This is a genomic window from Vagococcus teuberi (assembly GCF_001870205.1).
GTDB classification, from domain to species: domain Bacteria; phylum Bacillota; class Bacilli; order Lactobacillales; family Vagococcaceae; genus Vagococcus; species Vagococcus teuberi.
Genome location: NZ_CP017267.1, coordinates 1,318,921 through 1,345,063 on the forward strand (window position 1 = coordinate 1,318,921; position 26,143 = coordinate 1,345,063).

General features: G+C 34.9%; 28 protein-coding genes, 2 tRNA genes and 1 pseudogene. 3 read left to right on the forward strand and 28 right to left on the reverse strand.

The window, feature by feature from the left end:
- Positions 1–5: 5 nt before the first annotated feature.
- Positions 6–494, reverse strand: coding sequence for a hypothetical protein (locus BHY08_RS06345; protein ID WP_071457076.1), 489 nt, complete (start codon positions 492–494; stop codon positions 6–8).
- Positions 495–591: 97 nt separating this feature from the next.
- Here BHY08_RS06345 and BHY08_RS06350 point away from each other — a divergent pair, with 97 nt between their 5' ends.
- Positions 592–1,515, forward strand: a complete 924-nt coding sequence (locus BHY08_RS06350; RefSeq protein ID WP_071457077.1) for an alpha/beta fold hydrolase — start codon at positions 592–594, stop codon at positions 1,513–1,515.
- Positions 1,516–1,556: 41 nt separating this feature from the next.
- On the opposite strand, the gene BHY08_RS06355 is transcribed toward BHY08_RS06350, so the two are convergent.
- Positions 1,557–2,111, reverse strand: a complete 555-nt coding sequence (locus tag BHY08_RS06355; RefSeq protein WP_071457078.1) for a hypothetical protein — start codon at positions 2,109–2,111, stop codon at positions 1,557–1,559.
- A gap of 50 nt (positions 2,112–2,161) precedes the next feature.
- Here BHY08_RS06355 and BHY08_RS06360 point away from each other — a divergent pair, with 50 nt between their 5' ends.
- Positions 2,162–2,806 (forward strand): YigZ family protein, encoded by a 645-nt coding sequence (locus BHY08_RS06360; RefSeq protein WP_071457079.1) that lies wholly within the window; start codon positions 2,162–2,164, stop codon positions 2,804–2,806.
- 24 nt (positions 2,807–2,830) lie between these two features.
- On the opposite strand, the gene BHY08_RS06365 is transcribed toward BHY08_RS06360, so the two are convergent.
- The 15 genes from BHY08_RS06365 to BHY08_RS06435 all read right to left on the reverse strand — a co-directional run bounded on the left by BHY08_RS06365 (position 2,831) and on the right by BHY08_RS06435 (position 12,040).
- Positions 2,831–3,538 (reverse strand): GntR family transcriptional regulator, encoded by a 708-nt coding sequence (locus BHY08_RS06365; protein ID WP_071457080.1) that lies wholly within the window; start codon positions 3,536–3,538, stop codon positions 2,831–2,833.
- Positions 3,539–3,673: 135 nt separating this feature from the next.
- Positions 3,674–3,865 carry a hypothetical protein gene (locus tag BHY08_RS06370; RefSeq protein WP_071457081.1) on the reverse strand — a complete coding sequence of 64 codons (192 nt, stop codon included), beginning with the start codon at positions 3,863–3,865 and terminating at the stop codon, positions 3,674–3,676.
- Positions 3,866–3,968: 103 nt separating this feature from the next.
- Positions 3,969–4,040 (reverse strand) — tRNA-Gln (locus BHY08_RS06375).
- 5 nt (positions 4,041–4,045) lie between these two features.
- Positions 4,046–4,126: transfer RNA gene (locus BHY08_RS06380), tRNA-Tyr, on the reverse strand.
- Between the two features lie 78 nt (positions 4,127–4,204).
- Entirely contained in the window at positions 4,205–4,411 is a 207-nt protein-coding gene (locus tag BHY08_RS06385) for a DUF2969 family protein (protein ID WP_071457850.1), read from the reverse strand.
- An 80-nt stretch (positions 4,412–4,491) separates the two neighbouring features.
- Positions 4,492–5,142 (reverse strand): CBS domain-containing protein, encoded by a 651-nt coding sequence (locus tag BHY08_RS06390; RefSeq protein ID WP_071457082.1) that lies wholly within the window; start codon positions 5,140–5,142, stop codon positions 4,492–4,494.
- A gap of 4 nt (positions 5,143–5,146) precedes the next feature.
- Positions 5,147–5,851 carry an ABC transporter ATP-binding protein gene (locus BHY08_RS06395; RefSeq protein WP_071457083.1) on the reverse strand — a complete coding sequence of 235 codons (705 nt, stop codon included), beginning with the start codon at positions 5,849–5,851 and terminating at the stop codon, positions 5,147–5,149.
- Positions 5,851–6,627, reverse strand: a complete 777-nt coding sequence (locus BHY08_RS06400) for an ABC transporter ATP-binding protein (RefSeq protein ID WP_071457084.1) — start codon at positions 6,625–6,627, stop codon at positions 5,851–5,853. The genes BHY08_RS06395 and BHY08_RS06400 overlap by 1 nt, the downstream gene beginning before the upstream one ends.
- Positions 6,620–7,573: a branched-chain amino acid ABC transporter permease gene (locus BHY08_RS06405; RefSeq protein WP_071457851.1), complete on the reverse strand. Its 954-nt coding sequence runs from the start codon at positions 7,571–7,573 to the stop codon at positions 6,620–6,622. Before BHY08_RS06405 ends, BHY08_RS06400 begins: the two co-directional genes overlap by 8 nt.
- 9 nt (positions 7,574–7,582) lie before the next feature.
- Positions 7,583–8,458, reverse strand: a complete 876-nt coding sequence (locus tag BHY08_RS06410; protein ID WP_071457085.1) for a branched-chain amino acid ABC transporter permease — start codon at positions 8,456–8,458, stop codon at positions 7,583–7,585.
- A 63-nt stretch (positions 8,459–8,521) separates the two neighbouring features.
- A complete protein-coding gene (locus tag BHY08_RS06415; RefSeq protein WP_071457086.1) occupies positions 8,522–9,694 on the reverse strand; it encodes an ABC transporter substrate-binding protein in 1,173 nt (390 codons plus the stop codon).
- A 147-nt stretch (positions 9,695–9,841) separates the two neighbouring features.
- Positions 9,842–10,126: a membrane protein insertion efficiency factor YidD gene (gene yidD, locus BHY08_RS06420; protein ID WP_071457087.1), complete on the reverse strand. Its 285-nt coding sequence runs from the start codon at positions 10,124–10,126 to the stop codon at positions 9,842–9,844.
- Positions 10,127–10,186: 60 nt separating this feature from the next.
- Positions 10,187–10,366, reverse strand: coding sequence for a DNA-directed RNA polymerase subunit beta (locus BHY08_RS06425; RefSeq protein WP_071457088.1), 180 nt, complete (start codon positions 10,364–10,366; stop codon positions 10,187–10,189).
- A 30-nt stretch (positions 10,367–10,396) separates the two neighbouring features.
- Positions 10,397–11,695, reverse strand: a complete 1,299-nt coding sequence (murA, locus tag BHY08_RS06430) for a UDP-N-acetylglucosamine 1-carboxyvinyltransferase (RefSeq protein ID WP_071457089.1) — start codon at positions 11,693–11,695, stop codon at positions 10,397–10,399.
- 102 nt (positions 11,696–11,797) lie between these two features.
- Positions 11,798–12,040: a DUF1146 family protein gene (locus BHY08_RS06435; RefSeq protein WP_071457090.1), complete on the reverse strand. Its 243-nt coding sequence runs from the start codon at positions 12,038–12,040 to the stop codon at positions 11,798–11,800.
- Between the two features lie 345 nt (positions 12,041–12,385).
- On the opposite strand from BHY08_RS06435, the pseudogene BHY08_RS10745 reads away from it, so the two are divergent.
- A pseudogene (locus BHY08_RS10745) lies at positions 12,386–12,544 on the forward strand (transposase); the annotation flags it as partial.
- Positions 12,545–12,650: 106 nt separating this feature from the next.
- On the opposite strand, the gene arcC reads toward BHY08_RS10745, so the two are convergent.
- The 11 genes from arcC to BHY08_RS06490 form a co-directional block, all read right to left on the reverse strand.
- Positions 12,651–13,580 carry a carbamate kinase gene (gene arcC / locus BHY08_RS06440; protein ID WP_071457091.1) on the reverse strand — a complete coding sequence of 310 codons (930 nt, stop codon included), beginning with the start codon at positions 13,578–13,580 and terminating at the stop codon, positions 12,651–12,653.
- Between the two features lie 9 nt (positions 13,581–13,589).
- Positions 13,590–14,348, reverse strand: coding sequence for an oxamate carbamoyltransferase subunit AllH family protein (locus BHY08_RS06445; RefSeq protein WP_071457092.1), 759 nt, complete (start codon positions 14,346–14,348; stop codon positions 13,590–13,592).
- Positions 14,348–15,610 carry a YlbE family protein gene (locus tag BHY08_RS06450; RefSeq protein ID WP_071457093.1) on the reverse strand — a complete coding sequence of 421 codons (1,263 nt, stop codon included), beginning with the start codon at positions 15,608–15,610 and terminating at the stop codon, positions 14,348–14,350. Before BHY08_RS06450 ends, BHY08_RS06445 begins: the two co-directional genes overlap by 1 nt.
- Positions 15,611–15,624: 14 nt before the next feature.
- Complete coding sequence (gene fdrA / locus BHY08_RS06455) at positions 15,625–17,367, reverse strand: acyl-CoA synthetase FdrA (RefSeq protein WP_071457094.1); 1,743 nt, start codon at positions 17,365–17,367, stop codon at positions 15,625–15,627.
- 18 nt (positions 17,368–17,385) lie between these two features.
- Entirely contained in the window at positions 17,386–18,453 is a 1,068-nt protein-coding gene (allD, locus tag BHY08_RS06460; RefSeq protein WP_071457095.1) for an ureidoglycolate dehydrogenase, read from the reverse strand.
- A gap of 19 nt (positions 18,454–18,472) precedes the next feature.
- Complete coding sequence (gene allE / locus BHY08_RS06465) at positions 18,473–19,258, reverse strand: (S)-ureidoglycine aminohydrolase (protein ID WP_071457096.1); 786 nt, start codon at positions 19,256–19,258, stop codon at positions 18,473–18,475.
- Between the two features lie 24 nt (positions 19,259–19,282).
- Complete coding sequence (gene allC / locus BHY08_RS10980; protein ID WP_071457097.1) at positions 19,283–20,515, reverse strand: allantoate deiminase; 1,233 nt, start codon at positions 20,513–20,515, stop codon at positions 19,283–19,285.
- 6 nt (positions 20,516–20,521) lie between these two features.
- Entirely contained in the window at positions 20,522–21,760 is a 1,239-nt protein-coding gene (locus tag BHY08_RS10985) for an MFS transporter (protein ID WP_071457852.1), read from the reverse strand.
- 162 nt (positions 21,761–21,922) lie between these two features.
- Positions 21,923–23,290, reverse strand: coding sequence for an allantoinase AllB (gene allB, locus BHY08_RS06480; protein ID WP_071457098.1), 1,368 nt, complete (start codon positions 23,288–23,290; stop codon positions 21,923–21,925).
- A gap of 12 nt (positions 23,291–23,302) precedes the next feature.
- On the reverse strand, positions 23,303–24,784 hold the full coding sequence (gene allW / locus BHY08_RS06485; RefSeq protein WP_071457099.1) for an allantoin permease: 1,482 nt from the start codon (positions 24,782–24,784) through the stop codon (positions 23,303–23,305).
- Between the two features lie 373 nt (positions 24,785–25,157).
- Positions 25,158–26,126 carry an asparaginase gene (locus tag BHY08_RS06490; protein ID WP_071457100.1) on the reverse strand — a complete coding sequence of 323 codons (969 nt, stop codon included), beginning with the start codon at positions 26,124–26,126 and terminating at the stop codon, positions 25,158–25,160.
- Between the last annotated feature and the right edge of the window lie 17 nt (positions 26,127–26,143).

Below are 26,143 nucleotides of genomic sequence, written 5' to 3' on the forward strand. Positions count from 1 at the left end.
TATCATCAAGTCATTTTTGCTCTTTTCACTCTGCATCTAGTAAATCCCTCATCTCTTCTAGCTACATATCTATCTCGTATAAGAATACGTCTTGTTTTTTTCCCCGCACCTGTTACAGCATGGACAAAATGATTGGTTTGATTGTCGTAAGCTGTTAGTAGGTCATTTGCCACACGTTGTTGTATCTTAGTTAAATCTCCTCTCCATTCACAACACCTCTCTCGTTTAGCTTGTTTTAATTTTCTAGGAATTCGGTAAAGAAACGCGTCACTTTTGACTTTTCCCATGTTAATACAATACACACAATAGTATCCCGTACTTGTTTGACACTGCGAGCAATGGTTTTCATGACCACATCTTTGACAAACAACAAATTGCCCATCAATCGACATCCCCGCTACTTTTTTTATCTGTTTATCATTATCAACTACATGCCTTAATGACTTTGGTATATCGCTTTTAAGTAGTTGTCTGCCATATAGTATTTCATCCATCTATCATCCCTCCCACAAATAAAATACGCAATAGACTAGTGACGAACTGCCAAATAGACTATAATGAGAATAAGTTATTTACGGAAAGGATATCATTATGAAGAAAACATTTGTTATTGAATCTTTAGATGGAAACACTGATTTAAATGGGATAGTTTGGTACCCATCAACGAAAAAACCTAAGGCAATTTTGCAAATTGTTCATGGCATGGCTGAATATATCGAGCGATATGCCCCACTTGCAGAATATTTAGCTTCACATAATATCCTTGTCATTGGTCACGATCACTTAGGTCATGGTGAATCAGTTGATATGGATGATCCTTTACATGGATTTTTCTGTGAGGGCGATAGTGCCTCTATCGTGGTGGAAGATACCTTCCAAATTACTCAATACGCTAAAAGTCGTTACCCTGATACACCTTTATTTATTTTAGGGCACAGCATGGGATCATTTGTAGTGCGAAATTACTTAAAAAAATATTCCCATCTAGTAAAAGGTGCTATCTTAATGGGAACTACAAGCAGACGAAATAATGTTAAAATGGCATTGAAATTAGCTAAAGGATTAAATACAGTCTCTCCTAGAACGAAAAATCCGGCCTTAGATAAATTAATGTTTGGCTCATACAACCAATCATTTAAACCAGCTCACTCACCTTATAGTTGGTTATCAAAAAATCCGGAAAATGTTGAAAACTACGAAAAAGATGACCGATGTGGCTTTATTTTCACCAATAACGGCTACTACACTCTTTTAAGTTTAGTTCACGGTGCCACAAAAAAACATTGGTACAATACGATTCAACGTGACTTACCTATTTTAATTATAAGCGGAGAAAAAGATCCAGTTGGAAACTATGGTAAAGGACCTAGAAAAGTCGCACTTGAATTAAGTGACAACTATTTTAAAGACGTAACACTTCGTCTATATCATGACTTACGACATGAAATACTGAATGAAAAAGAATCCCTTGATGTCACACTAGACATTTATGATTGGGTGTCTCACAGACTATAGAAAAAAGCATGAAGCGTTTATTACCGCCTCATGCTTTTTTATTATTCTTTTTCTTTAAAGGTTGATAAAATATCATTTAACCCTTGAATGTTTTTTTCTGTTGGGTTTGCTTCGCTCGTCCATGCCCCTAAATTAATAAAATAATCTGGTGTTTCGATTAAATATATACGATACGTCAACACACGGTCTTTTGCGTCTTTCATTTCGACTCCAAGATAATACGTTTCTAAATCATTCAACGTTTTTTTCTCAGGCTCTACCACAATAGTGGCTTTTGATTCACTTAACTTTTTCAAATAATCATTTTTATAATCATCTAGTGACTTATCTTTCTTTTCTTCAAATCCTGCAGACATAAATGACTTTGAATCTTTATTTCCAACTAAAAAAGCAATCGACTTATCACTATTTGGAAATTTACGCCAGCCATCAAGCATGTTAAACTGATACTGATGATGATCATATTCTAGTGTGTAAACAAGTTTATCATCCTTTTTATCCGTTGATTCACTTGTCGAACTACTATTAGTGGATGTACAGGCACTTAAGACGAAAGTTAAAACCAATATAAGTAACCCTATTCGTTTTTTTTGCATAACCATTCTCCTTTTTAACACATATTACTAATAACTTTGGGGGTTTAAAGATGCTATCAAATTACTATACCATAAAACAAGACGGTGATTATGAAATCGTCATAAAAAAATCATCCTTTATTTGTCATTTAAGACGCATTAACAATGAAGATGAAGCAAAAGAACACATACAACAAATAAAAAAAGAGCATTGGAAAGCCAATCACAATTGCGTGGCTTATGTTTTAGGCGACAATCAGGAAATTCAACGTTCAAGTGACGATGGTGAGCCAAGTGGTACAGCAGGTGTCCCAATGCTTGAAGTCCTTAAAATTAAAGAGCTACGTAACGTGTTAGCAGTTGTAACACGTTACTTTGGTGGAACAAAACTTGGTGCTGGTGGCTTAATTCGTGCGTATAGTTCTTCTGTTTCCGAAGCCATTGAACACGTAGGTCTTGTCGAAGGAAAACTCCAACAAGAAATGATTATTACGGTGGATTATTCCTCTCACGGAAAATTAGAACACTTTTTAAGTAATCACCCTGAGTACACTCTATGTAACACACAATTTAGCGATACTGTGACTCTATACATTATGATTGATGAAAAAAATGTTCAACTGTTTGAAGAAAAATTAACTAATTTACTTAATGCTCAATATTCATCCCAAAAAGGGAGACTTGATTATTTTGAGATGCCAATAAATAAATCCTAGAGTCTATTTCTCCAGGATTTATTTTTATTTTTCTAAGTAAAATTCAAATCGTTCACCTGCATACTGGCTTCGCACGTATTCAAACGGTGTCCCATTGTCAAAGTAAGACACTTGGCGTAAACGCAATACCGCATCGCCTTTTTTAAGCTCTAAGTAATGCGCAATTTTTTCTGATGCATTGAGTGCCGATATTGTTTGAGACGATTTACCAATCACATGATGCCCTTGACTAGCCAGTACGTTATAAAGCGAGCGTGTTATCTCTTCTTTACTAAAATCCTCAATCAAATGATGGGGAATACTGGCTACTTCAAAGCAAATCGGAATATCATCTGAATAACGAATTCGCTCCATCTTCAATATTTTTTGATCTTTTGTTAAACCTAATTTTTCCATCTCGCTAGAACTAGGTGCAGTGACAAAATAAGATAATGTTTGGCTTGATGGTTTGCTTCCTTGCGAGCGTACGATATCTGAAAAGCTTGTTGTTCCAATCATCGTCTCTTGAACTTTTTGTCTAGCTATATAAGTTCCTGAGCCAATTTTTCGCTCTAATATCCCCTCATCTGCTAACGTTTGGATAGCTTGTCGAAGTGTCATGCGACTGACACCAAATACTTCAGATAATTCCCTCTCAGAAGGTAATCTGTCCCCAATCTTCCAGATACCGTCTTCAATTTCTTGTTTAATTTTATCATGTATCTGAATATAAACAGGCAACTTTGGAGTCATTCATTCACGTCCTTTTAATTTCATTACCTTTATTATAGCGATTTTTATAATTAATGACAACACCATTAGATAACAACTCTTATAAACAAAAAAAGGCATAGATTTCTCTACACCTTTGTATAACTTGTAATTATCTTAATAACGATTTTTTGCACGCCATTTACGATGACTTTGTTTCAACTTATCAGATTTACTAGGCTCAACAAATTCCTTTGTTGGAAATACCATTTGAGCTTTGTCTTTAATATTTTCTACTACTTCATTACTTGTCAAAATGTCACGATACTCTAAAATTTGAGATACTAATTTTTCAGATAATTCGCTCATGTGATTAAATCTCCTTTATAATTAATTTTCTATCATATATATGTATCATACCACAAAAGAAAATAAAAAAAAAATCTAACACCGACATCAGCGTTAGATAATACTGGGCTAGCTGGATTCGAACCAACGAGTGACGGAGTCAAAGTCCGTTGCCTTACCGCTTGGCTATAGCCCAATAAATGGAGGGGGGCAGATTCGAACTGCCGAACCCGAAGGAGCGGATTTACAGTCCGCCGCGTTTAGCCACTTCGCTACCCCTCCGTATCAATCAAGGTTAATTACCCGACTTCCATATAATAACGAATTTCAAAAAAAAAATCAAGTACTTTTTTAAATTTTTTAATTATTTAAATTCCAATGTTTCAAAACTTCTTCATACGCATCATCTTGTGACTTAAATACTCCAAGGATGCCATCTGTTGTTTCTACTTGAAATTTTTCATCAGCAGTTTTAGCTACTTTACCAATCACTTTTTTACCAATTAATAACTCATCGTGACCGTTTACTTCTTTAATTTCAACTTCAACAGGTTTATTTTTTTTCATATCCATCCCGTCCCTTCACACATCGAACTTATATAGAATAACATATTATTTTCGGTTTGTTAAGAGAAAAGAGAAGCTTTTTAGCTTCTCTTTGTTTCTAAACACAGCAACCAATCATAATTGTTTGATTCTAACGTATTTTTTAGTTTTTCTGAACCTTTTTCAACAATTTGTATCACAATAATCACGTCACTTTGTTTTCTGTAAACCACAATTTGTACGATATTAAACTGATTTTCTGCTAATACTTTAGTTAAATCAGCCAACACACCTGGATGATCGTCTTTAATCGAAACAGCCACCCGTGTGCCATCTTCTCCGTATCCTGTAATCGCTAGGAAAGCATCAAACGCGTCGGTACTTGTGATAATCCCTTTAATAATATTTTTATCATCAATGACTGGTAATACACCGATATTGTGCTCACGCATAATTTTGATGGCTTCTTCAATAAACTCATCGGCCTTGATAGTGTGAACGTCTTTAATCATCACATCAGCTACAGTCATTTTATTTAACAAGTAATTCACTTCATATACACTTAAGCTGGTTGCTTTTGACGGCATTGCTTCTTGAATTGTTCCTTCAGTGACCAATCCAACTAATTGATCATCTTTTACAACTGGCAAACGGTGAATGTTTTTTTGTTTCATTAAGTCCATCGCTTGAAAAACAGGTGTTTCAGGGGAAATCGTAATCACTTTTGTTGACATATAGTCTTTTACTAACATAACACTATCCTCCTAAATATGCTTTCTGTACTTCATCACTCTCTAATAACTCTTTACCGCTTCCTTTAAGCACAACTTGACCTGTTTCTAATACATACCCTCTATCAGAAAGTTTCAACGCCATATTGGCATTTTGTTCGATCAAAAGAATGGTTGTTCCTTGCTTATTGATACGTTCGATAATATTAAAAATCTCACGGATAAAAATTGGCGCTAGTCCCATTGATGGTTCGTCAAGTAAAAGTAAATCAGGTTTCGTCATCAACGCTCGCCCCATAGCAAGCATTTGTTGTTCTCCACCTGAAAGTGTTGCGGCATCTTGTTTTAATCTTTCTTTCAATATAGGGAATGTCTCAAAAATATAATCTAAAATTTCTTTTTTCTCATCATGATTATTATGAATAAAGCCACCAAGCTCCAAGTTCTCCATAACCGTCATCCCCGCAAAAATATGACGACCTTCTGGCACTTGGACTAAACCACTTTTTACAATAGCCGGAGCTGATTTTTTCGTTAGATCTTCATTATTAAATATCATCGAACCACCTGAAGGTTTTACTAAACCTGATAAACTTTTTAAAATAGTCGTTTTACCAGCTCCGTTAGCCCCAATTAAACTGACGATTTCACCCTTATTTACTTCAAAAGACACATCTTTTACTGCCTGAATCATGCCATAATGCACCGATAAATTTTCAACTTTTAACATTACTCTTCACCACCTAAATACGCCTGAATAACGCGTTTGTTTTGCTTAATTTCTTCTGGTGTTCCAGAGGAAATTAACGCACCATACTCTAATACATAAAGTCTTTCACAGACTTCCATAACTAAGGACATGTCATGTTCAATCAAGACAATGGTCAACCCAAATTCCTTTTGAATGCGTTTGATTAACTGGGTTAATTCTTCTGTTTCCTGAGGGTTCATACCAGCAGCTGGTTCATCTAAAAATAAAATGCTCGGTTTTGTTGCTAAAGCGCGGACAATTTCCAAACGACGCTGTTCCCCATAAGGTAAATTTTTCGCTAAATTATCTTTCTTGTCTTCTAATTCAAATAGACCTAATAATTTCGTTGCTTCTTCTCTCATTTTATCTTCTTTTTTATAAAAAGAAGGCAACCGTAACATGCTAGATAACACACTTTCTTTAGCATTGGCGGTCATTGCAATCAAAACATTATCCAGAACACTCAAATCTTTAAACAAGCGAATATTCTGAAATGTTCGACTGATACCTAGTTGAGCTATTTTGAAAGGAGCAATCCCGTTTAATTTAGTTGTTTTGCCATCATGAGTTAACTCAATCGTACCTGAACTTGGTTCATAAACACCTGTAATCAAGTTAAAAAGGGTTGTTTTCCCCGCTCCATTTGGACCAATTAAGCCGATTAATTCATTGTCACCAAAGTGCAAATTCAAGTCTTGAATAGCGGCTAACCCACCGAAGTTTTTTGTTAAATGACTAATATTCAACTCAGACATGTTGTTTTCCTCCTTTGCTTAGAAGTTTTTTCACTGAAAACTCTTTTGTTCCTAATAAACCAGAAGGTTTGAAAATCATGATGATAACTAGAGCAAACGCATAAATTATCATACGAATGGCACCAAAATCTTGTAGATACATATTCAATACACCAAGTAAAACGGCCGCTACAACAGTTCCTGTCATGCTTCCAACTCCACCAAATACCACGATGATTAGAATATCAATTGATTTCATAAAATCAAAGTTCCCTGGCACAATCGTTTGAACATAGCTTGAATACATACCACCAGCTACAGCTGCAGTCATCGCACCAATCACGAAAGCGACAACTTTATATTTTGTCACATTCACACCCATTGATTCCGCTGCAATTAAATTCTCACGAACAGATAACGTCGCGCGTCCTGCTGCACTATGAATATAATTTGTCACTAAAATTAACGTAATACACACAAACAAGTAAACCATTGACCACGTAACAAATGGCGGAATACCAAATAATCCAGCTGGACCATTTGTAATGTGATCCATATTCATAATTAATGAGCGGATAATCTCAGAAACTCCAAGTGTTGCAATCGCTAAATAATCACCTGACAAACGCAGTGTTGGGATACCAACTAAAAGTGCCACAATTCCCGATAGAATACAACCAAGAGCTAATCCGGATAGAAAGCCAACAATAGTTGGAATTTTTAATGTCATAATCGCCGTTGTGTAAGCACCGATTGCCATAAACCCAGCATGACCTAAAGAAAACTGACCAGAAATACCAATAACTAAGTTTAGTCCAACAGCTAATATGATATTAATGCCAATCATGACGAGTGTTGTTTCGATAACAGGTGACATCAATCCAGTTGAGTAAGTTGTTGCCAAAATGGCAAAAACAACGACCATTATTGCTAACCAAATACCATTTATTTTCAATCGTTCTTTCATTGTTATCACCTACACTTTTTCCTTAATATTTTTACCTAGTAATCCGGATGGTTTAACGAGTAACACAATAATTAGAATCAAATAAACCACCGCATCACGATATGCTGTAAATCCTAACGCACTAACGACCGTTTCGATGATACCTATCGCAAACCCACCAAGTGCGGCACCTGGAATAATCCCGATTCCACCAAATACGGCAGCGATAAACGCTTTAAGACCAGGAGCAACTCCCATCATTGGATCAATACTATTATAGTAAAGACCAATTAACACTCCTCCAGCAGCAGCTAATGATGAACCAAGAGCAAATGTAAATGAAATAGTATAATTAACATTTATCCCCATTAATTGAGCTGCTTCAGGATCAACACTTGCTGCACGCATCGCACGTCCCATTTTTGTTTGTTGCACGATAAATTGTAATAATAGCATTAAGAAAATTGACGTTGCAATAATCACGATTTGAATTTTACTAATTTGGAAAATCCCTAAATCATAAGTTGTATTTTTCATCAGCTGTGGATACGGACGAGTGTCTGCTCCCACGAAATAAATCATTAATGATTGCAGTAAAAATGATACCCCAATCGCTGTAATAAGTGCTGCAATACGTGTCGAGTTTCTAAGCGGACGATAAGCTAAAAACTCAATTAACATCCCTAAAATCGCACAGATAATCATAGATGTTAAAAGTGTCAAAACTAAACCAAAACCAAAGTTATTAGCCACATAGTACCCAATAAAGGCACCAATCATATATATTTCACCATGAGCAAAATTGATTAACTTTATAATTCCATACACCATTGTATACCCTAGGGCTAATAGTGCGTAAATACTTCCTAATGAGAGTCCATTGACTAATTGTTGAAGGACATTCATTGTTTCCCCTCCTTTTGAAAAACCAAGGAACCTTTAATCAAGCTCCTTGGTTTTCATGATTTCTTACGGATTTACAACTTCTGCTGTGTTTTCTTCGCCTTTTTCAAGTCCGATTACGACAGCTGGTTTTTTCGGGTTGTGATCTTCATCCATTGTCATTGTTCCAGTAACACCATCAAAGTCTTTCAATGTAGCGAGACCTTTTGTTAAAGCTTCACTTGTGTTTTCTTTTTCAGCTTCTAGAGCTGCTTTAATCATATATACTGAATCATAAGTTAAAGCATTAAATGAACTTGGTGCTTTACCATATTCTTCTTTAAAGGCATCAATAAATGTTTTTACTTTATCAGAAGCAGGTGCTTTTTCAGAGAAATGTGCTGTGTAATAAATATTACTCATATTTTCAGCTCCAGCAATATCAATTAATTTAGAGTCTGAGAATCCATCAGCTCCAATAATTGGTTGTTCAATTCCCATTTCACGAGCTTGTTTGATAATTAAACCAGCTTCTTCGTAATATCCTGGTAAATAAATGAAATCAAAATCTTTGTCTTTAATTTTTGTTAAGATTGCTTTGAAATCTTTGTCTTTGGCATTGAATTTTTCATCTGCAACAATGTCACCTTTAAATGTATCTTTAAATGCTTTCGTTAATCCTTTAGCATAATCACTTGATACATCTCCAATAATCACTGCTTTTTTCGCTTTCAAATTATCAGTTGCATAGTTAGCTAAGATAACCCCTTGGAACGAATCTTGGAAACATGTTCTAAAAATATATTCTTGCACTTTATCATTTGCTACAGTGATTGAATCATCTGTAGCTGATGGTGTGATAATTGGTACTTGAGCTTTTGTTGCGTTTGGACTAGCTGCTTTTGTCGCACCTGATGTTGCAGGTCCAATTATCCCAACTACATTGTCGCTTGTTGTTAAACTTGTTGCAATTGTTGCTGCTTCGGCCGTATCACTTTTATTATCTTTGATGACTAAATCAATTTTTTTTCCGTTAATCCCACCGGCTTCATTAATTTCTTTCACTGCAAGTTCGGCACCTTCTTTTTCCTGATTACCATACCCAGCAGCTGCACCAGATAATTCCATGTTTAAACCGATTTTAACCGTCTCTGCATCTTTGTCTGCTTTGTTATTGCTTTGTGCTGCTCCCCCACCAGGTGTTCCACAAGCTGATAGCAACAATGTTGCACCCATAAGCATTCCCATAATTTTTTTCATTTTATATTCCTCACTTCTACATTAGATTTAAATAAGATATTTATTAATATAAATTAATATTGGTTATAAGTCAACAGAATTTTCAGACAATTCTAAAATAAAAAAATAGACCGTTAAATTTAAACAGTCTAATCAACAATTTGTCATTTACTTGTTCATTTTATTCTTTCTGCTATACGGACCTCGATATGTCTCATCAGGGTTTTTTCTGACACTGAATTTTTGTGGAACATAGTCAATACCACCCTTTACAAATGGATGACATCTCAAAATCCGTCCAGTTCCCATGATAAATCCTTTAAATGCTCCGTGATAGTTTACCGCATCAATCATATATTGTGAGCACGTTGGATGGTATCGACAACTTTTAGGAAACAAAGGTGAAATAAACTTTTGATAAAAACGTACTGGTAATATAATTATTTTTTTCATTGACTCTTCCTACCAATTTAAAAAATAACCACCAACACAATCGTTGATGGTCATTAGTTATTATTTTACAAAATCTAAAATATGTTGCCATGTTGCTGGATTAAAGGCATCACTTGATTGCCCTTTTCCAACATAAACATAACCAATAAAAATCCCTAGGAAAAATAACCCGATTAATACAGCAATCAGTAAAATGACCAATAAGACCTGAATTAATACTCTTTTGGTAATTGAATTCAATTAATTTTCCTCCTTAACAACGGGATAACGCTAGCTAACTACTTCAACTGAAGATTCTTTAACACTATCTTCATCAATTCTTTCAATTGTGGCACCAAGTTTAGCTAATTTTTCATGGAATTTGTAGTACCCACGATCTAAATGTTCTAATCGCATCACACGAGTTTCATCACTTGCAACAAGTCCAGCAATAATTAATGCTGCAGCAGCACGTAAATCTGTCGCACTCACTTGAGCACCTTGAAGTGTTGGCACACCACTAATGTAAGCCACACTATTAGATGTACGATATTGAGCACCCATGCGTTGTAATTCATCTAAATGTTGGAATCGATTTTCAAAGACTGTTTCAGTTAAGACACTATCTCCTGAAGCTAATACCATCAACACGCTCATTTGAGCTTGCATGTCTGTTGGAAAACCTGGATGAGGCAATGTTTTAATATCAGTTGGTTTCAAGTACTCAGGTCCAATCACACGAATACCGTTTTTTTCATTGATAACATCAACACCCATTTCAACTAATTTTGAAATTAGTGGGCTATTATGTTCTGCAACTGCATCTTCAATAAAGATATTTCCTTGTGTTGCAGCTGCGGCTACCATAAATGTTCCAGCTTCAATACGATCTTGAACCACACTATGTTTGGTCCCATATAAATCTGTCACACCTTCGATACGAATCGTTTCAGTTCCTGCTCCGACGATTTTAGCGCCCATCTTATTTAAATAGATGGCTAAATCGACAATTTCAGGTTCTCTTGCAACATTTTCAATAATCGTTGTACCTTTTGCTTTTACAGCTGCCATCATAATATTTTGAGTGGCACCCACACTTGGGAAATCTAAATAAATTCTTGCTCCGACAAGTTCATCAGCAACAGCTTCAATGTAACCGTTTTGTTGCGTGATTTTTGCTCCTAAAGCTTGGAATCCTTTTAAATGCAAATCAATTGGTCTTGTTCCAATAGCACATCCACCAGGCATTGCGACTTTCGCACGACCTGTACGAGCTAATAATGGTCCCATAACAACGATTGACGCTCTCATTTGACTCACGTACTCAAAAGGTGCTTCCGTTTCTAATTCTTTTGTCGCATCAATTTTGATTGTATTTTCTTCTTCAATAAATTCGATATCTGTGTTTAAATATTTAATCATGTTATTCATTGTAAAAACGTCTGAAAGAATTGGTGCATTGGTAATTGTTGTTTGACCTTTATTAGCTAGTAATGCTCCGGCTAATATTGGCAATACAGCATTTTTAGCTCCTTCAATTTTAACGTTTCCTTCTAAGCGATTTCCACCGCGTACTGCAATATATTCCATTAATTTCCCCTCCATAAATATAAGGAACTTAGTACAAATCTTAGTAATTATAGCACGATTTTATGGAAAAAGAAATTACTACATACGTTCTTAATTATTTTCTTAGACAATCATTCCCTCAAAGAAGTTTCTCACTAAGAAAATAACCTCTAAAAAGAAATTACTAACTTGAAAACCTATCGCAACTGATAAGAATACATAAGCAAGTTTGATTTGTCTATCGTACTGTATTCCTTTTTTAAATAATATATCTAGACGTAGCGAATTAATAGCCCAAAACGTTAAATAAATAAAAACAAAATGACTCATAATTCGAACTAACGCATCCACACCAAATACTGACATTGTTTCACCCCCGTATTTTTATGGCTGTACACTAAATCGTGTTGATAGATTAAATGCTATCAATGCGATTTTTCGTTTTAGGTATAGATCTTATTGTTACAATTAAGTCGTCTATAACTAATATTATAAAGGAAAATACCTCTATGGATAATAATACAAGAAAACTACTCAATTTAACAGATGTTTCTTTTATTTTTAATGAGGATTGGTTGTCTCGCGAAGCAAGAAACAACTGCTCAGTTAACATGATGACAAGAAGATTAGTGAATGATGTTCAAAGATACCCGTTGAATTACCAAAGTATTTTAAAGACAAATTCAAGATATTTGGTAAGTTCTCCCAAGAGTCATGAATGCCTTTAAATACTCCTATTCAAATGGTTTTTTAGAAGGCATTAATAACAAAATTAAAGTGATTAAACGTGTGGCCTATGGCTATCGAAACTTTCTACTATTCAAACGACATATCTTTTTGATTCAAAATCAAGTTTTTCAGGTTAAATAAAAAAGCGAGAGAATGTCTTCCCTCACTTCAATTAATTCTATTTCATTTTTGAGACTTTTTTATCAATATTATTGTCCATCAACACGATTTGACATAGAGCCATTTTTTATTTTCCTATTACTTGTGTTCCAGCATTACCTGCTAAAGCTTGAGCAGCATCTTCTAATGAACAAATAATAGCTGTTTTACCTAGTTTCGCAAACTCAATACATGCTTGCATTTTAGGTCCCATACTTCCATCTGAGAAATGACCTTCGTCAAAATATTGTTTCGCTTTTTCAATTGATAACATCGTTAATTTTTCTTGGTTTGGTTTACCATAATTAATATAAACATTTGGCACATCAGTTAGTATCATTAATACATCAGCATCTAATTCTTCTGATAATTTAAGTGCTGAAGAGTCTTTATCAATGACTGCAGCAACCCCTGATAATTGATTGTCTTTATCTCTAACAACAGGGATGCCTCCCCCACCAGTTGAAACAACAAGCGTTCCATTATCAATCAATGTTTTGATAGTATCTACTTCCACAATACTTTTTGGTTCAGGCGATGGTACTAATCGACGATAACCGCGTCCGGCATCTTCTCCCATAACCCATCCCTTACTTTTTTCTAGTTCAACACTTTCCTCTTTACTATAAAAAGATCCTATTGGTTTTGTTGGATGATTAAATGCCTCATCATTTTTATCAACTTCTGTCATTGTTAATAATGTAACAACTTGTTTAGTAGGCAACATATTTTTTAACGATTCTTGCATCATGTATCCAATAAAACCTTGCGATTCTGCACTACAAACTGGTAGCGGTTGCTCAGGTACTTCTTCTTTGGATAATTCATTTTGACGTAATATTTGACCAACTTGCGGTCCGTTACCATGAACCACCACAACATTATGTCCTTCATTTACCACTTTAGCAATACTTTTCGCACTTGTTTCTACGTTTGCTTTTTGAACATCATAATTTCCAACTTGTCCTGGTTGCAAAATCGCGTTTCCGCCTAAAGCTAATACAACTTTTTTCCCCATAATTTCCTCCTATTTTTGGATTAATGTTAATCCATAGTACATCCCATAAATGGTATCTTTTCCTGATGTGTGTCCCGTTTGTGCTAGTAATTCTAATGCTTTTGATAGTCGCACAGGATTGTCTAATTCATTCATAACTTCGACAACTGCTGTACTATACTGACCTTCTAAAGCACTTTTCAAATAGGCAATAGAAACATCTGTCGTTTGTTTATCGTTAATTTTTTTTTCAATCACAGAAAAGATAGATGATGGTAAAAAATTTATTCGACTGTTTAAAGCAAGTAACCCAACTATGAAATCATCTCCAGATGGTGTTAAACCTTGACCAAATCCAATTAACTCCTTTACAAGTTTCTCTAAGTTTTCATTTAATGAGTATTCTATTAATGGTGACTGTTTGACATAAACTTCTAATGGTTCTAAAAAAAAATCTGTTTCTAATTCCTTTTTTTGAATATAATTTGATGCTTCTCTACTATTTTCTATCGTTAATTGAAAATCGCCAATGACTAATCTTCCTTGATGAAACGAGAGTTTAGCTTCTTTAAATAACGGTTTGATATAATCCATTACTTCTTTTCTTAACATCAATCCAAATGGTGGTATTTGAAAGTAGGGATAACTGATATACAATAAGTCATCTCCTACTTTCACATTCACACCCGATTTAAATTCACTATGAAATGACACGTCTTTAGAGCTATCTGATAACAATGCCTCTACTTTTTCCCCATGATAATCACTTGAGAACGTGTAAGCACTCATTAATTAGACATTCCTAGTTTCTTAGCATAAGCTGTGATTGCTTTTTCAAAGCATGTCAATGGTGGACGTACAGTTCCCGCACCAATTTGACCAATCCCCGCTTGTTTATGAGCAATCCCCGTGTTGATTACAGGTGTAACGCCTGATTCAACAACTAACCTTGCATCAATCCCTAAACAAATTCCTCTAAAGTCCCAAGTTGGTACAGGGAAGTTTGTATTTTGACTAATACAAATCTCAGACATTTCATTCGACGTATTTAGCGCGTCGTAGAAACCACCTGATCCAACAAATCGTGTTACGGCTGGAGCAGCAATCATTGCCATTCCACCGACACCGAATGTTTCAGTAATCGCAGAATCACCAATATCTGTATTAGCATCTTCTCCGCTATATCCTGCAAAGTATAATCCTTGAGGTGTGTTAACTGGTCCAGTAAACCATTCGTCACCCATACCACTAATTCTGATACCAAAATCTTTTCCGTTACGGCACATAGCTGTAACAACGGTTCCTTCTTCAATCATTCTTGCTCCATCCATCACAGCTTTTGCTGCAGCCATCATGATATTTAGGAAGAACTGATCTGTGTCAGCTAAAAACTGTGACACTTCTTCTTTTTTAGTTTCGTCAATTGATAAACGTGTAATAATGGGTCCCACTTCTTTGTAAAAAGCAAGAGATGCAGCAATATTACGTTGATGGAATTCATCCCCCATAGCAATAGCTTTTGCTACTAAAACGTTGATGTTTAAACCATCGTCCATTGTTTGCAATGCTTGGCTGAGCACTGGTCCCAATGTATCTCTCATCCAACGTAAACGTGTAATGACTTCATCAGAGTAAGCACCGAAACGTAACACTGCTCCGATTCCTTCGTTCATCGTACAATAAGCACGATTTCCATCTGTTTTATTTTCTACAACTAATACAGGCATGTTACCTGAAGTAATACCGCCCATTGGACCCACAGCATCGTAATGATGACATGGCGCAAAGGTAATTTCTCCATTTGCTAACATTTTACGAGCATCTGCTTCATTATCTGCCCATTCTTCAAATAAAACAGCTCCCACACATGAACCTTGCATTGGATCAGTCATATCTTCCCATGCAATAGGTGGTCCTGCATGTAATAACATATGACCTTCTAATTCTTTGATAACACTTTTTGATGGTACTACATCTAATAAAAATGGTGCTGATTGTACAATTTTATCAATGACTGCTTGATTTGCTTCGTCGATTGTTTTAAATGACATCTTTTATCCTCCTATTAAAAAGTATAGTGATTTAAGAAATACAGAACTTTTTGTAATTTAACATTTCCACCTGCCGTTGGTCGCCAATCAAATTGCACGACATCTGCTTTATTATCAATAATTGATTTAGTAAAGCTTTGTAAACCTACATTGATAATTTTAGGATCTTCTGTTAATAATTCTGCTAATTTAGCTGATGTTTCGGGTAATTTTTCTAAATCACTCGCTTGTTTTGGTTTCACATCTTTTTCTAATAAATCTAGAGTAGCGCCAACTTGATTTAATGCTGTGCGAATCGCTTGTACGTTATTTTCACAAACTGTGACACCAATTTCTTCTAGAATACGTTTTTGTTCATCCATTCCTTGAGGATCTTCATCAGTTCCAACAAGAACACTTACAAAATTAACTTGTCTATTTTGTTTTTCTAATTCTTTTTGTGCTTCAACAATTGCTGGTTTCAAAGCACTTGCCATATCATCATGTGCCCCATATCCTAGAACTACGTCAAACACAACAACGCCTGTATCAGCATCTTCTACTACTGATTTAATTTTATTGATTCTGATTTCTGGGTCAATCATTGGATGCGGTTTACCTTTTGTATACATGTCATCACCTAAGTCAATTACTTCATGTAAATCAGTTTTTAAAGTAAATCCTTCAGGTGAAGATCCGTGTTCAATACCCAGAGCATCTTCTAATAAGAAAGCTGCTTCATAAGCTAGCGTCCCACCAGAATAGAATCCTTTAATACCTTTTCCAGTTGGTTTGTTTTCTAAGTTAATGATTGGTGAAGGTGTGTATACAACCTCTTCTTTAGCCAATAGCTTAGCACTTAATTGCGCTGCTTCTTCTAAAGTATAGGCATGATAAAGATTTTCTTCATGGAATGTTGGTTTTGTTCCTAAGAATAGAGTGACAACAGGTTTATCTACTTTTCTTAAAACGTTTAATACTTTTTCTTCTACTTCTTTTGCAGGTGGTTTTGAAATAACCACAATAACTTCAGTATCTGGATTATCATTTAAAGCTACGATGCTATCTAACATTGAAATCGCACCAACTTCAGTAGATAAATCACGTCCACCCGTACCAATTGCGTTTGTTACGCCTTGACCGTAACGGTGAATAAGTGTTGTCACCTCTTGAATACCAGTTCCTGAAGCTCCAATCACACCAATTTTTCCTTTACGAATATTATTAGTAAAAGCTAGAGGAATACTGTGAATAACGCCAGTTCCACAATCTGGTCCCATAACTAATAATCCTTTATCATGAGCTTTTTCTTTTAGGCGTCTTTCATCTTCAATCGCCACGTTATCACTAAATACAAATGCATGTAAGTCGTTATCTAGGGCTTGTTCTATTTCAAGAGCAGCATATTCTCCAGGAACAGAGATTAGTGCTACAGATGCATCTGGTGCTTTCTTCATGGCTTTTGCCCAAGAATTAATTGTTTCTTCTACCTCTCCACTACTATCTTGTGTGCTACTTAACTCTTCGTCGATGATTGATAATACTTTTTCTTTGTCATCTTCACTTGAAACTTCAAGCATGATTACCATGTCATTAGAAGAAGCGTCTGATAATTCTGGTGTATCAAACCCACTTGCCCTAAAAATATCAATATTTGATGGTGTTCCCATCATAATTGATACACGTAATACTTCATCTAATTGATTTAATTTACTTGTTAATAACATTAATACTACTGAATCTTGATAGCTATTTTTCTTGATAATTGTTTGTAGCATTATCTTCCCTCCATTAAATTATTTCTCTGCAAATGCATCAGAGTTATCATATTGATTGTTATGAACAACTTCACTTTGTAAATAGTTATAAATCCCTGTTGGAATCGGAATACCAGTTTCTTCATGTTTGTTATGACGAATTTCTGACAATTCTCCAGGATAATACACTTGATCAAATCCAGGTGCAGGACTATTCTCATGTAACTCATCAATCATTTTTGATAAATTCGCTTTAAATTTGTCTAAATCTGTAAAATAACTAGGGTTAATTAAAATAAATAATTGACCAAGATTTCGACCAGCTGACAAATCAGCATACATCGAGCTAACATGTTGACCAAATGGTAATCCTAATAACGATCCTGATAAAATATCAACCATCATCATTAATCCGTAACCTTTTGGACCAGAAATTGGTAACAATCCTCTTACTTTATGTGGATCTGTTGTAGGAGCCCCAGTTTCATCTACTGCCCATGTCGGTGGAATTTCATTGTCTTTACTTCGTGCATCTAAAATTTTACCCCATGCTTGAACGGTCGTCGCCATATCAAAAATAATTGGACGTTCACCGTTAGTTGGTGCACTAAATGCAATTGGATTTGTTCCAAAATATGGTTTAGTTCCACCAAATGGTACTGACATAGGATCTGACTGACAAACAGCAAGCGCAACCAAATCTTGTTGTGCGGCTATATCAACATAGTAAGATAACATACCACTATGTCCCATCTGTGACACACCGACTACAGCAACACCGTTTTCTTTTGCCATATCAATCGCATAATCTAACGCTTTTCTTGCTGCCACATGTCCAATCGCATTATCAGCGTGAAATACACCAGTACTAGGTCCTGTTTTTTCAAAAGAAAAGTTTGGTGTTATTGTAGTTCCACCTTTGGCAATTCGTTCTGAATAATATTCAACACGAACGGCTCCATGTGAATGAACACCTCTTGAATCTGCATAAGTCAAATGTTTTGCAACTTCTTGAGCGTGTTCAGGTAATAAACCTGCACGCTCAAATTTCACTTGCATTAAATCTTGGAGGTCTTTTGCTTTTAAATAAACTAATTCTTCACTCATTAATTGTTATCCTCCCTTTTTAAATATCTACATCACGATTACAATCTTTAGAATATAAATAGCTAAGTGGTGCATTACGACCAACTGAATAACATGCTTGTAAGTTATAAGCACCCATAAAGATATAGTCGCCTTCTTTTACTGGAATCCAGTTGTTATCCAAGTTGTACATACCCTCTCCACTTAAAAGAAGTGCACCATGTTCTTGATAATGTGTTTCGATATAGCCATGAGATCCACCTGTTGCAAAGCTTAAGATATGAAAGTTCATGTCAAAATCTAAATCTGATGGTAATAATGTTTTAAAATCAACATCCGTCATATCTTCATAATCGACACCCTCAACATCATTTGAATTACCCACATAAGTATAAGCTTTAAGACCTTCTACAAATTGATAACGTTTTTTATACAGGAATGTTTCAGTTGGTTTTTGGCTTTTATTTTCAAATGTTAATGTTTTATCTTCTGGTACATAAATATATCCACCAGTTGTTAAATCGTATGTTTTTTCTCCGTCACTAACCATTAATTCACCATCTAAAACATATAAAAATGTTTCAATTCCTTTTTCACCAAATCCTGCTTTATTACCTCCACCAGGTAGCACACGACATAGATAGTCAACAAATTCTGCTCCAAGTTTTGGTGTGGCTAAGATCGTCATTTCACAGTCATCAAAGTTTGGTAACATATTTTTAACTAATCCTTGTGGTGGAAGCAACGCAAAGTTTCCTCTTTCCACAACTGCTCTTGAATGCAATAAATCTGTCGGATACCCCAACTCATTTGTACGATAACCCATAATCAATAACCTCTTTCACAATTTTTATTCTTGATATGCCAATTTATATAATGAAGCAATTAATGCTTTTACTCCCTCAGTTAAATCTTCTAATTTAGTTGATTCATCAGGATTATGGCTCACGCCATTAATACTCGGAACAAATAACATAGCTGTTGGAACATGTTGAGCAAAAATTTGTGAATCATGTCCTGCCCCACTATGCATTGTTGTATAGTTTAGATTAGCCTCAGCACACGCTTCCTGTAACAGTGATACGATTTCTTTTGACATAGGAACTGGTTCTTCATCCATCCAATTATCAATTTCAATCTCAACATCACACTCTTTGGCAATTTCTTTAAACCTTTTCACTAAATTAGAGGTGAATTTATCTAAAGCTCCACCATCAGTATGACGACAATCCATTGTAAAGAATGCTTCACCTGGGACAACGTTTACAGTATTCGGTTTAACCGCAACATGTCCAAATGTTAAAACAAGTGGATCGCCTTCTTTTTTAGCATCATCAATGCCTTCACTAATCATTTTACTCATTGCATAAACAGTATCTTTTCGGTAGCCCATTGGTGTTGTTCCAGCATGATTCGCTTGACCTTTTAACGTGATGTCATAACGCTTTTGTCCAACAATACTATCAACTACTGCTACTTGTTTACCCGTATTTTCAAGAACATTTCCTTGTTCGATATGAATCTCAACAAAGGCATGAATATCATCGCGAACGGGTTGTTTTTTCTCTGGAAAATCAAATCCCGCGTCTTCCATCGCTTGAGCAAAAACAATGCCCTCTGAATCAACCGAGTCTTTTACTTCTTCTGGATCAACTAACCCAAAAATGTTTTTACTTCCCCAAAAAGCAAATGGGAAGCGACTACCTTCTTCTTCAGCCATTGCGATTACTTCTAAGCTTCTTAATGGCTGACCGTATTTTTCTTTCAAGTGTTTTATTGCGATAAATGATGCGATAATACCAAATTGTCCATCTAGGGCTCCTCCATTGACTACTGTGTCAACATGAGATCCTGTCAAAACCACTTCATTTGGATATTTACTTCCAACTAGTTTTCCAGATAAATTTCCAACTACATCAAAAGATGTTTCTAAACCTTCTTGTTCAAATTTTTCTTTTAAACCTTGTTGGGCAGCTACCCAGTGATTGTCATAAAGTAAACGTGTTGTTCCTTGTTTGTCGTCAAGTCCGATAGATGACAACCATGTAATCTCTTGATCTATTTCTTGTTGCAAATCTGTCATTATTTTTCATCCTTTCTTATTATTGCTACTTTTTCGATTGACTATATAAAAGAAAACAGTACCTATTATTAATATGACAATAGATAAATAAAAAGCAGTAATTTTCGAACCTGTTGTATCTGATATGACACCAGTAAGGGAAGGAGCTATTACAGATGAGCTCATTCCAAGAAAATTAAAAACACCCAGTGTTGTTGCTAAACCTTTTACAGAAACATTTTCCCCTAGCCAAGAAATAATAATTGGTTCAACCGCCACTTTCCCAAAAAAACCATATAGTATTAAACCAATTAGTAATACTATTTTATTTCCTGTCATAACTGTTAAACATAGTGTGATAGCAGCCATAATTTCTAAAAAAACCACTAAATCTATTTTACGATTACTATATTTATCTGCCAATCGACTAAAAATCAACGCTCCTGGTACAGACGATATGAAAATTAATGATGTAGCAAGTCCAATTGTTGCTCCTGTAAATCCTCGTTCTGTTTCTAAAAAATTAGGTAACCAAGTATTTACAAGATAATAAGCATAACATGTTGAAAAATAAACAGTATACGCTCCTAGCATTTTAGGTGCCATTAACTTTTTAAACGTCATTTTATTTTCTAATGGCACAACGGTATCATCTATTCTTTTTTGTTTGACGTCTCGATTTAAGAACAATAGGAATAGTATGATCATCGCTAAAATAGTACCTAAAGAAACATACTCAATTATTTGCCAATCCATTCCTTTTTGCGAGATAAAGTAACTTGATGCAATCATCCCAATACCACTACCAATCGCCGTTCCGCAATTCACAATTGCTGTAGCAATACTTCGGTATTGATAAGGAACATATTCATTGGTTAAAGAGAACGCCACTCCATAGAATGTTCCGCTACCAACACCTGCTAAAACGTTTCCCAAATACATGATATTTAATGAACTTGACGTAGCTAAAAGTAATGTTCCTATCGCGAATAATATAAATCCTGGAATCAAAACCGTTTTCTTACCGAACTTATCAACCAATAAGCCTGAAGGTATTTGCATTAACACGTAACCTAAAAAATAGAAACTTGAAATAGCTCCTATTTGTGCATCACTTGCATTGTCAAAGAAAATACTCAATTGAGGATAGATTGGTGTTAAAGCCGTTCGATTAATCCAAACCACTATCCATCCTAAAGTTGAGATTAATATAACTTGTTTCCAATATGGTTGAAGAATTGTTCTTGATGAATTGTTTGTACGCATCGTCACTCAAAAACCTCCTTCTAATCTTTATTACGATATATTCTTATCTTATTACACTATTTGACCATTTACATTGGTTACTCTTAACCAAATGATAATTCCCGTTTGTCCAAAACTAACGAAGAAAATAGAATCTATTACTAGACTCTATTTTCTAAAAAACTATTTCTTGATAAATACTCCAATTGCCTCATCATTCACACCATTTTTTTGTGAATAAATTGTATGACCTCTTAAAATAGTTGTGTCGACTTGTGCTCCAATTGTTCTTCCAATATATGGGCTGATTTTATTTCTATACTCCAAATCTTCTGCTTTTAATGTGTATGGTGCATTAGGTTTAATTAGAACAAAGTCTGCATCTTTACCAATTGCAATTTCACCTTTTTCATCCAAACCAAAACGTTTAGCTGGATTAGTTGCAATGATATTAGCGAATGTTGTTAATGGTAAATCACGTTTTTGGACACCTTCATCAAATAATACATCCACATTGTTTTGTACGCCTGAAATTCCTCCCCAAGCTTCAAATGCGTTTTCTTTATCTTTTAAATCTGGTGTACATGGTGAGTGGTCTGATGTAACAAATGATAATCCTCCATTTGCTACATATTCCCATAAACCATCTTGAGCTTTTTTATCACGGATTGGTGGTGAACATTTTACAACAGGACCAATCGCGTCTAATTCATCTGTTGTGAAGTATAGATAATGTGTACATGTTTCACACGTTACATCCACACCGTCAGCTTGTGCTTTAACAACTTCTTCTACACCTTCTGGACAAGCAATATGACAAATATGAATACGACAACCTGTTTCTTTAGCAAATAAAATCGCACGACGAATTGGTTCAACTTCAGTAAATACAGGACGAGTTGCAACGTAAGCTGCTAATGTTGTTTCTCCGTTTTTGTATGCAATATCTCCTAATTTATCAGTGATCGCTGCATTTTCAGCATGGATAGCTAATACTTTACCAGTCTTAGCAACTTGCTTCATTCCTTCATATAATGAGTAATCATCAACATTCATGAAGTCACCATCAATTGTTCTATCTCCACATGTTGCCATGAAACATTTGTAAGCTGCTACACCACCCTCATCTAATTCTTGAATTCCTCCTTCAAGATTGTAAGGAACTAATCCACCAAATGAGCCTACGTCTGATAATAGTTTTCCTTTACCTGCATCATATTTTATTTCTAATGACTCTTTGTCAACAGTTGCTGGAACTTGGTTTAACGGCATTTCCATGAATGATGTTACACCACCTTTAGCACATGCTTTAGTTCCTGTTACATAACCTTCCCATAAATCGCGGTAACCACCACCTGGATCAGTGATATGGACATGTGCATCCACCATTCCTGGACTAACAATTAAACCAGTTGCATCAATTTCTTCTTTAGCTTCACCCAACCGAGATCCAATAGCTACAATTTTACCATCCTTTACTGCTACATCGGTTTTCACTTCTCCACTAGTTAAAATAACCAAACCATTTTTAATTAATAAATCAAAAGTCATTTTTAATTCCTCCTATTTTTTTAGTTTTAATAATAAATATATAGCAAATGACAATCCACATCCTATTATGAATGATAGACTTGAAACCATTTTCAATGATGAAATAAATTCACCACTGATTGAAACAACTAAAGCTATAATAGTCGCAATATACGCTGCTTTATTGACACCATAATACGCATTATTACTTTTATTATTTTCTTCATCCATATACAAATCATCTAAATTAATTTTTTGTTTTGCAACAAAATAATATTGAGCTAACATGACTCCAACAACTGGTCCAATAACCGCACCAATCATGTTTAAAAACGTATAAATACTTTCTTGGTTTTCCATTAATTTCCAAGGCATAATCACATAACTAATCACTCCTGCGATTAACACACCTTTTTTGTAATTGATTTTTTTCGGAAACAGAGCGGACAATTGATAAGCTGCTGGTACAATATTACCTGTTGCATTTGTTGAAATAGTCGTCATCAACAACACGATAATACATAAAATCACTGCTGGTAAATTCCCCCAATTATTTACAATGTTTAAAACATTCCATTCTTCAACACCGTAATAAATTGAGCCTCCTATTAAAATTGACACACTTGATACAGCAAAAATAACATAGCCAATGAATAAACCTAATCCTTGACCAAATACTTGGTCTTTCATTGATTTAGTATTTTGAGTAAAATCTGCAACACTTGAACTTGGTGCTGCCCAAACTGCAACAACTGAATTAATTATCATTAGATAAACAAGTATTGGAGAATACGTTGTAACACCTTCTAAATTAGGTCTATAGGCTAAAATATTGCCAAATCCACCGGCTGCATTTATTGCCCAAACTGTCATGCCGATAAACACAACATAGATAAGAGGATTTAGTATAGCTGTAAATTTATTTAAGACTTTCCCTCCACCTAAACCAATTAATACATTTATCCCCCAAAATATAGTAAAAGCAATTAATCCTGGCAAACCAATACCAAAGAAGTTAAAATTTCCTCCAAGAGTTAAAAAACCAGGCCAAAACTTACCTATAAGAATTAATAATGCCAATGATGCTGTATAATTTTGTAATCCAAACCAAGCAATTGCTGCTACAATCCCTCTTAAAAATCCGGGAAGTTTAGCCCCTAGAGTCCCATAAGTAGATCGTAAATGCATTGAAAATGGGATACCGTATTTTGCTCCGGCTTTTCCATTTAAAATCATTAGTCCAGCAACGACTAAACTACTTAACACTAATGCAAACATAATATTAGCAGGCGATAAGCCTAAAAATAAAAAACCGCCAACTGCTGCATAATTAGGAATATTATGAACCGATCCCATCCAAAGTGTAAAATAGTTTTTCCAACTCATTGAACGTTGATCCTCTGTCTTAGGTAACAAGTCTTCGTTGTATCCTCTTTGTGAAATCTTTTCGACTTCACCGGTTGAAACGTCAATCCCTTTTTCAAGTAACGCGATACCCTTCTTTCCCGTTTCCATAACGTCCTCCTTGACAAATTTATTTATACTCAAATAATACACAAAAGAAAAAACGTTTTCATTGTGTGGTCTTACATATCTGTGGCTATATTTGTGCAATCTGACTATTTATAGGGCATTTATTTCACAAACTTTTATAGGTATTTTTATGAAAAAAATACTATAAATAACCACACAAAAATAAATCGTTTGTTTTTTTGAACTTATATTTCTTAATATTTTGTATGAAATCACCTCATATTGTCATTTTCTTATTACTTTTACGCAACTAAATTATAACATAATGTACCTTTTTTAAAAACATATACATAAAATAAAAAGTGCCTAATTATGATAGTTCTTTTAGAACTTATAATTAAACACTTTTAAAATGTTAAATTTCAGTCATATAATGTTTTAAACTTTCTTTGTTCAGTTTTGCATTTAAACCAACAAGTAATCTTAGACGAGCTTTAGGTCCAGTAATCCCTCTAACAAACATCACGCCCATACGTTTAAGTTCAACACCACCACCAACATAACTATAAATATCTTCTGCAATTCCGTTAGAACAGCGGGATACAAGAGCAACCGGAACACCCTTTTCTAGTAATTTTTCTAAACTAGGTAAAACTTCTGGAGGTAAATTTCCAGCACCAAGTGCCTCAATGATGACCCCATCAATCTCTGTCTCTGATAATAAATGGAACAAAGTCCCATCCATCCCAGCATAGGCTTTGACAATCGGTATGGTTCCCTCAACTGTTCTAATTGAATATGCTTCTTCTTCTTTAACATCTTTTAAGAATATTGGTTTGTTCTTAGATAATATTCCAATCGGTCCAAAAGTCGGTGCTCGAAAAGTATCAACACTTGTTGTATGAGTCTTTGTAACAAATCTTGCCTCGTGAATTTCATCATTCATTACAACCAACACGCCTTTATCACGAGCAGATTCATGTGAAGCTGTAATTATTGCTTGACGAAAATTGTACAATCCATCTGATCCAATTTCATTACTACTTCTCATCGCACCTGTTAAAACCATTGCTAAATGATTTTTTAAAGTTAATTCAAGAAAATAAGCTGTTTCTTCTAGTGTATCAGTCCCATGAGTTATCACTACTCCAACAAAATCTTGTGACTCAGCTTGCTCTATGCGTTCTTTTAAAATCAACATCTCTTTAGGTGTGATATGTGGTGAAGGGAGATTAAATATTTCTTCTGTTACCAATTCAATGTTCTTTGGTAAAGGTAAAAATTTATCTCCTAATGGATGCTTATCAGATAAACCAACCCCACCACTATCCCCTTGGGTCATAGATATCGTACCACCTGTGTGTAAAACAAGAACTCTTTTCATCATGTCACCTCATCTAT

What these genes read in the sequence shown, in the direction of transcription:
- BHY08_RS06345 (WP_071457076.1), bottom strand. Translation starts at nt 494, where the DNA reads ATGGATGAAATACTATATGGCAGACAACTACTTAAAAGCGATATACCA.
- BHY08_RS06350 (WP_071457077.1), top strand. Translation starts at nt 592, where the DNA reads ATGAAGAAAACATTTGTTATTGAATCTTTAGATGGAAACACTGATTTA.
- BHY08_RS06355 (WP_071457078.1), bottom strand. Translation starts at nt 2,111, where the DNA reads ATGCAAAAAAAACGAATAGGGTTACTTATATTGGTTTTAACTTTCGTC.
- BHY08_RS06360 (WP_071457079.1), top strand. Translation starts at nt 2,162, where the DNA reads ATGCTATCAAATTACTATACCATAAAACAAGACGGTGATTATGAAATC.
- BHY08_RS06365 (WP_071457080.1), bottom strand. Translation starts at nt 3,538, where the DNA reads ATGACTCCAAAGTTGCCTGTTTATATTCAGATACATGATAAAATTAAA.
- BHY08_RS06370 (WP_071457081.1), bottom strand. Translation starts at nt 3,865, where the DNA reads ATGAGCGAATTATCTGAAAAATTAGTATCTCAAATTTTAGAGTATCGT.
- BHY08_RS06385 (WP_071457850.1), bottom strand. Translation starts at nt 4,411, where the DNA reads ATGAAAAAAAATAAACCTGTTGAAGTTGAAATTAAAGAAGTAAACGGT.
- BHY08_RS06390 (WP_071457082.1), bottom strand. Translation starts at nt 5,142, where the DNA reads ATGTTAGTAAAAGACTATATGTCAACAAAAGTGATTACGATTTCCCCT.
- BHY08_RS06395 (WP_071457083.1), bottom strand. Translation starts at nt 5,851, where the DNA reads ATGTTAAAAGTTGAAAATTTATCGGTGCATTATGGCATGATTCAGGCA.
- BHY08_RS06400 (WP_071457084.1), bottom strand. Translation starts at nt 6,627, where the DNA reads ATGTCTGAGTTGAATATTAGTCATTTAACAAAAAACTTCGGTGGGTTA.
- BHY08_RS06405 (WP_071457851.1), bottom strand. Translation starts at nt 7,573, where the DNA reads ATGAAAGAACGATTGAAAATAAATGGTATTTGGTTAGCAATAATGGTC.
- BHY08_RS06410 (WP_071457085.1), bottom strand. Translation starts at nt 8,458, where the DNA reads ATGAATGTCCTTCAACAATTAGTCAATGGACTCTCATTAGGAAGTATT.
- BHY08_RS06415 (WP_071457086.1), bottom strand. Translation starts at nt 9,694, where the DNA reads ATGAAAAAAATTATGGGAATGCTTATGGGTGCAACATTGTTGCTATCA.
- yidD (WP_071457087.1), bottom strand. Translation starts at nt 10,126, where the DNA reads ATGAAAAAAATAATTATATTACCAGTACGTTTTTATCAAAAGTTTATT.
- murA (WP_071457089.1), bottom strand. Translation starts at nt 11,695, where the DNA reads ATGGAATATATTGCAGTACGCGGTGGAAATCGCTTAGAAGGAAACGTT.
- BHY08_RS06435 (WP_071457090.1), bottom strand. Translation starts at nt 12,040, where the DNA reads ATGTCAGTATTTGGTGTGGATGCGTTAGTTCGAATTATGAGTCATTTT.
- arcC (WP_071457091.1), bottom strand. Translation starts at nt 13,580, where the DNA reads ATGGGGAAAAAAGTTGTATTAGCTTTAGGCGGAAACGCGATTTTGCAA.
- BHY08_RS06445 (WP_071457092.1), bottom strand. Translation starts at nt 14,348, where the DNA reads ATGAGTGCTTACACGTTCTCAAGTGATTATCATGGGGAAAAAGTAGAG.
- BHY08_RS06450 (WP_071457093.1), bottom strand. Translation starts at nt 15,610, where the DNA reads ATGTCATTTAAAACAATCGACGAAGCAAATCAAGCAGTCATTGATAAA.
- fdrA (WP_071457094.1), bottom strand. Translation starts at nt 17,367, where the DNA reads ATGCTACAAACAATTATCAAGAAAAATAGCTATCAAGATTCAGTAGTA.
- allD (WP_071457095.1), bottom strand. Translation starts at nt 18,453, where the DNA reads ATGAGTGAAGAATTAGTTTATTTAAAAGCAAAAGACCTCCAAGATTTA.
- allE (WP_071457096.1), bottom strand. Translation starts at nt 19,258, where the DNA reads ATGGGTTATCGTACAAATGAGTTGGGGTATCCGACAGATTTATTGCAT.
- allC (WP_071457097.1), bottom strand. Translation starts at nt 20,515, where the DNA reads ATGACAGATTTGCAACAAGAAATAGATCAAGAGATTACATGGTTGTCA.
- BHY08_RS10985 (WP_071457852.1), bottom strand. Translation starts at nt 21,760, where the DNA reads ATGCGTACAAACAATTCATCAAGAACAATTCTTCAACCATATTGGAAA.
- allB (WP_071457098.1), bottom strand. Translation starts at nt 23,290, where the DNA reads ATGACTTTTGATTTATTAATTAAAAATGGTTTGGTTATTTTAACTAGT.
- allW (WP_071457099.1), bottom strand. Translation starts at nt 24,784, where the DNA reads ATGGAAACGGGAAAGAAGGGTATCGCGTTACTTGAAAAAGGGATTGAC.
- BHY08_RS06490 (WP_071457100.1), bottom strand. Translation starts at nt 26,126, where the DNA reads ATGAAAAGAGTTCTTGTTTTACACACAGGTGGTACGATATCTATGACC.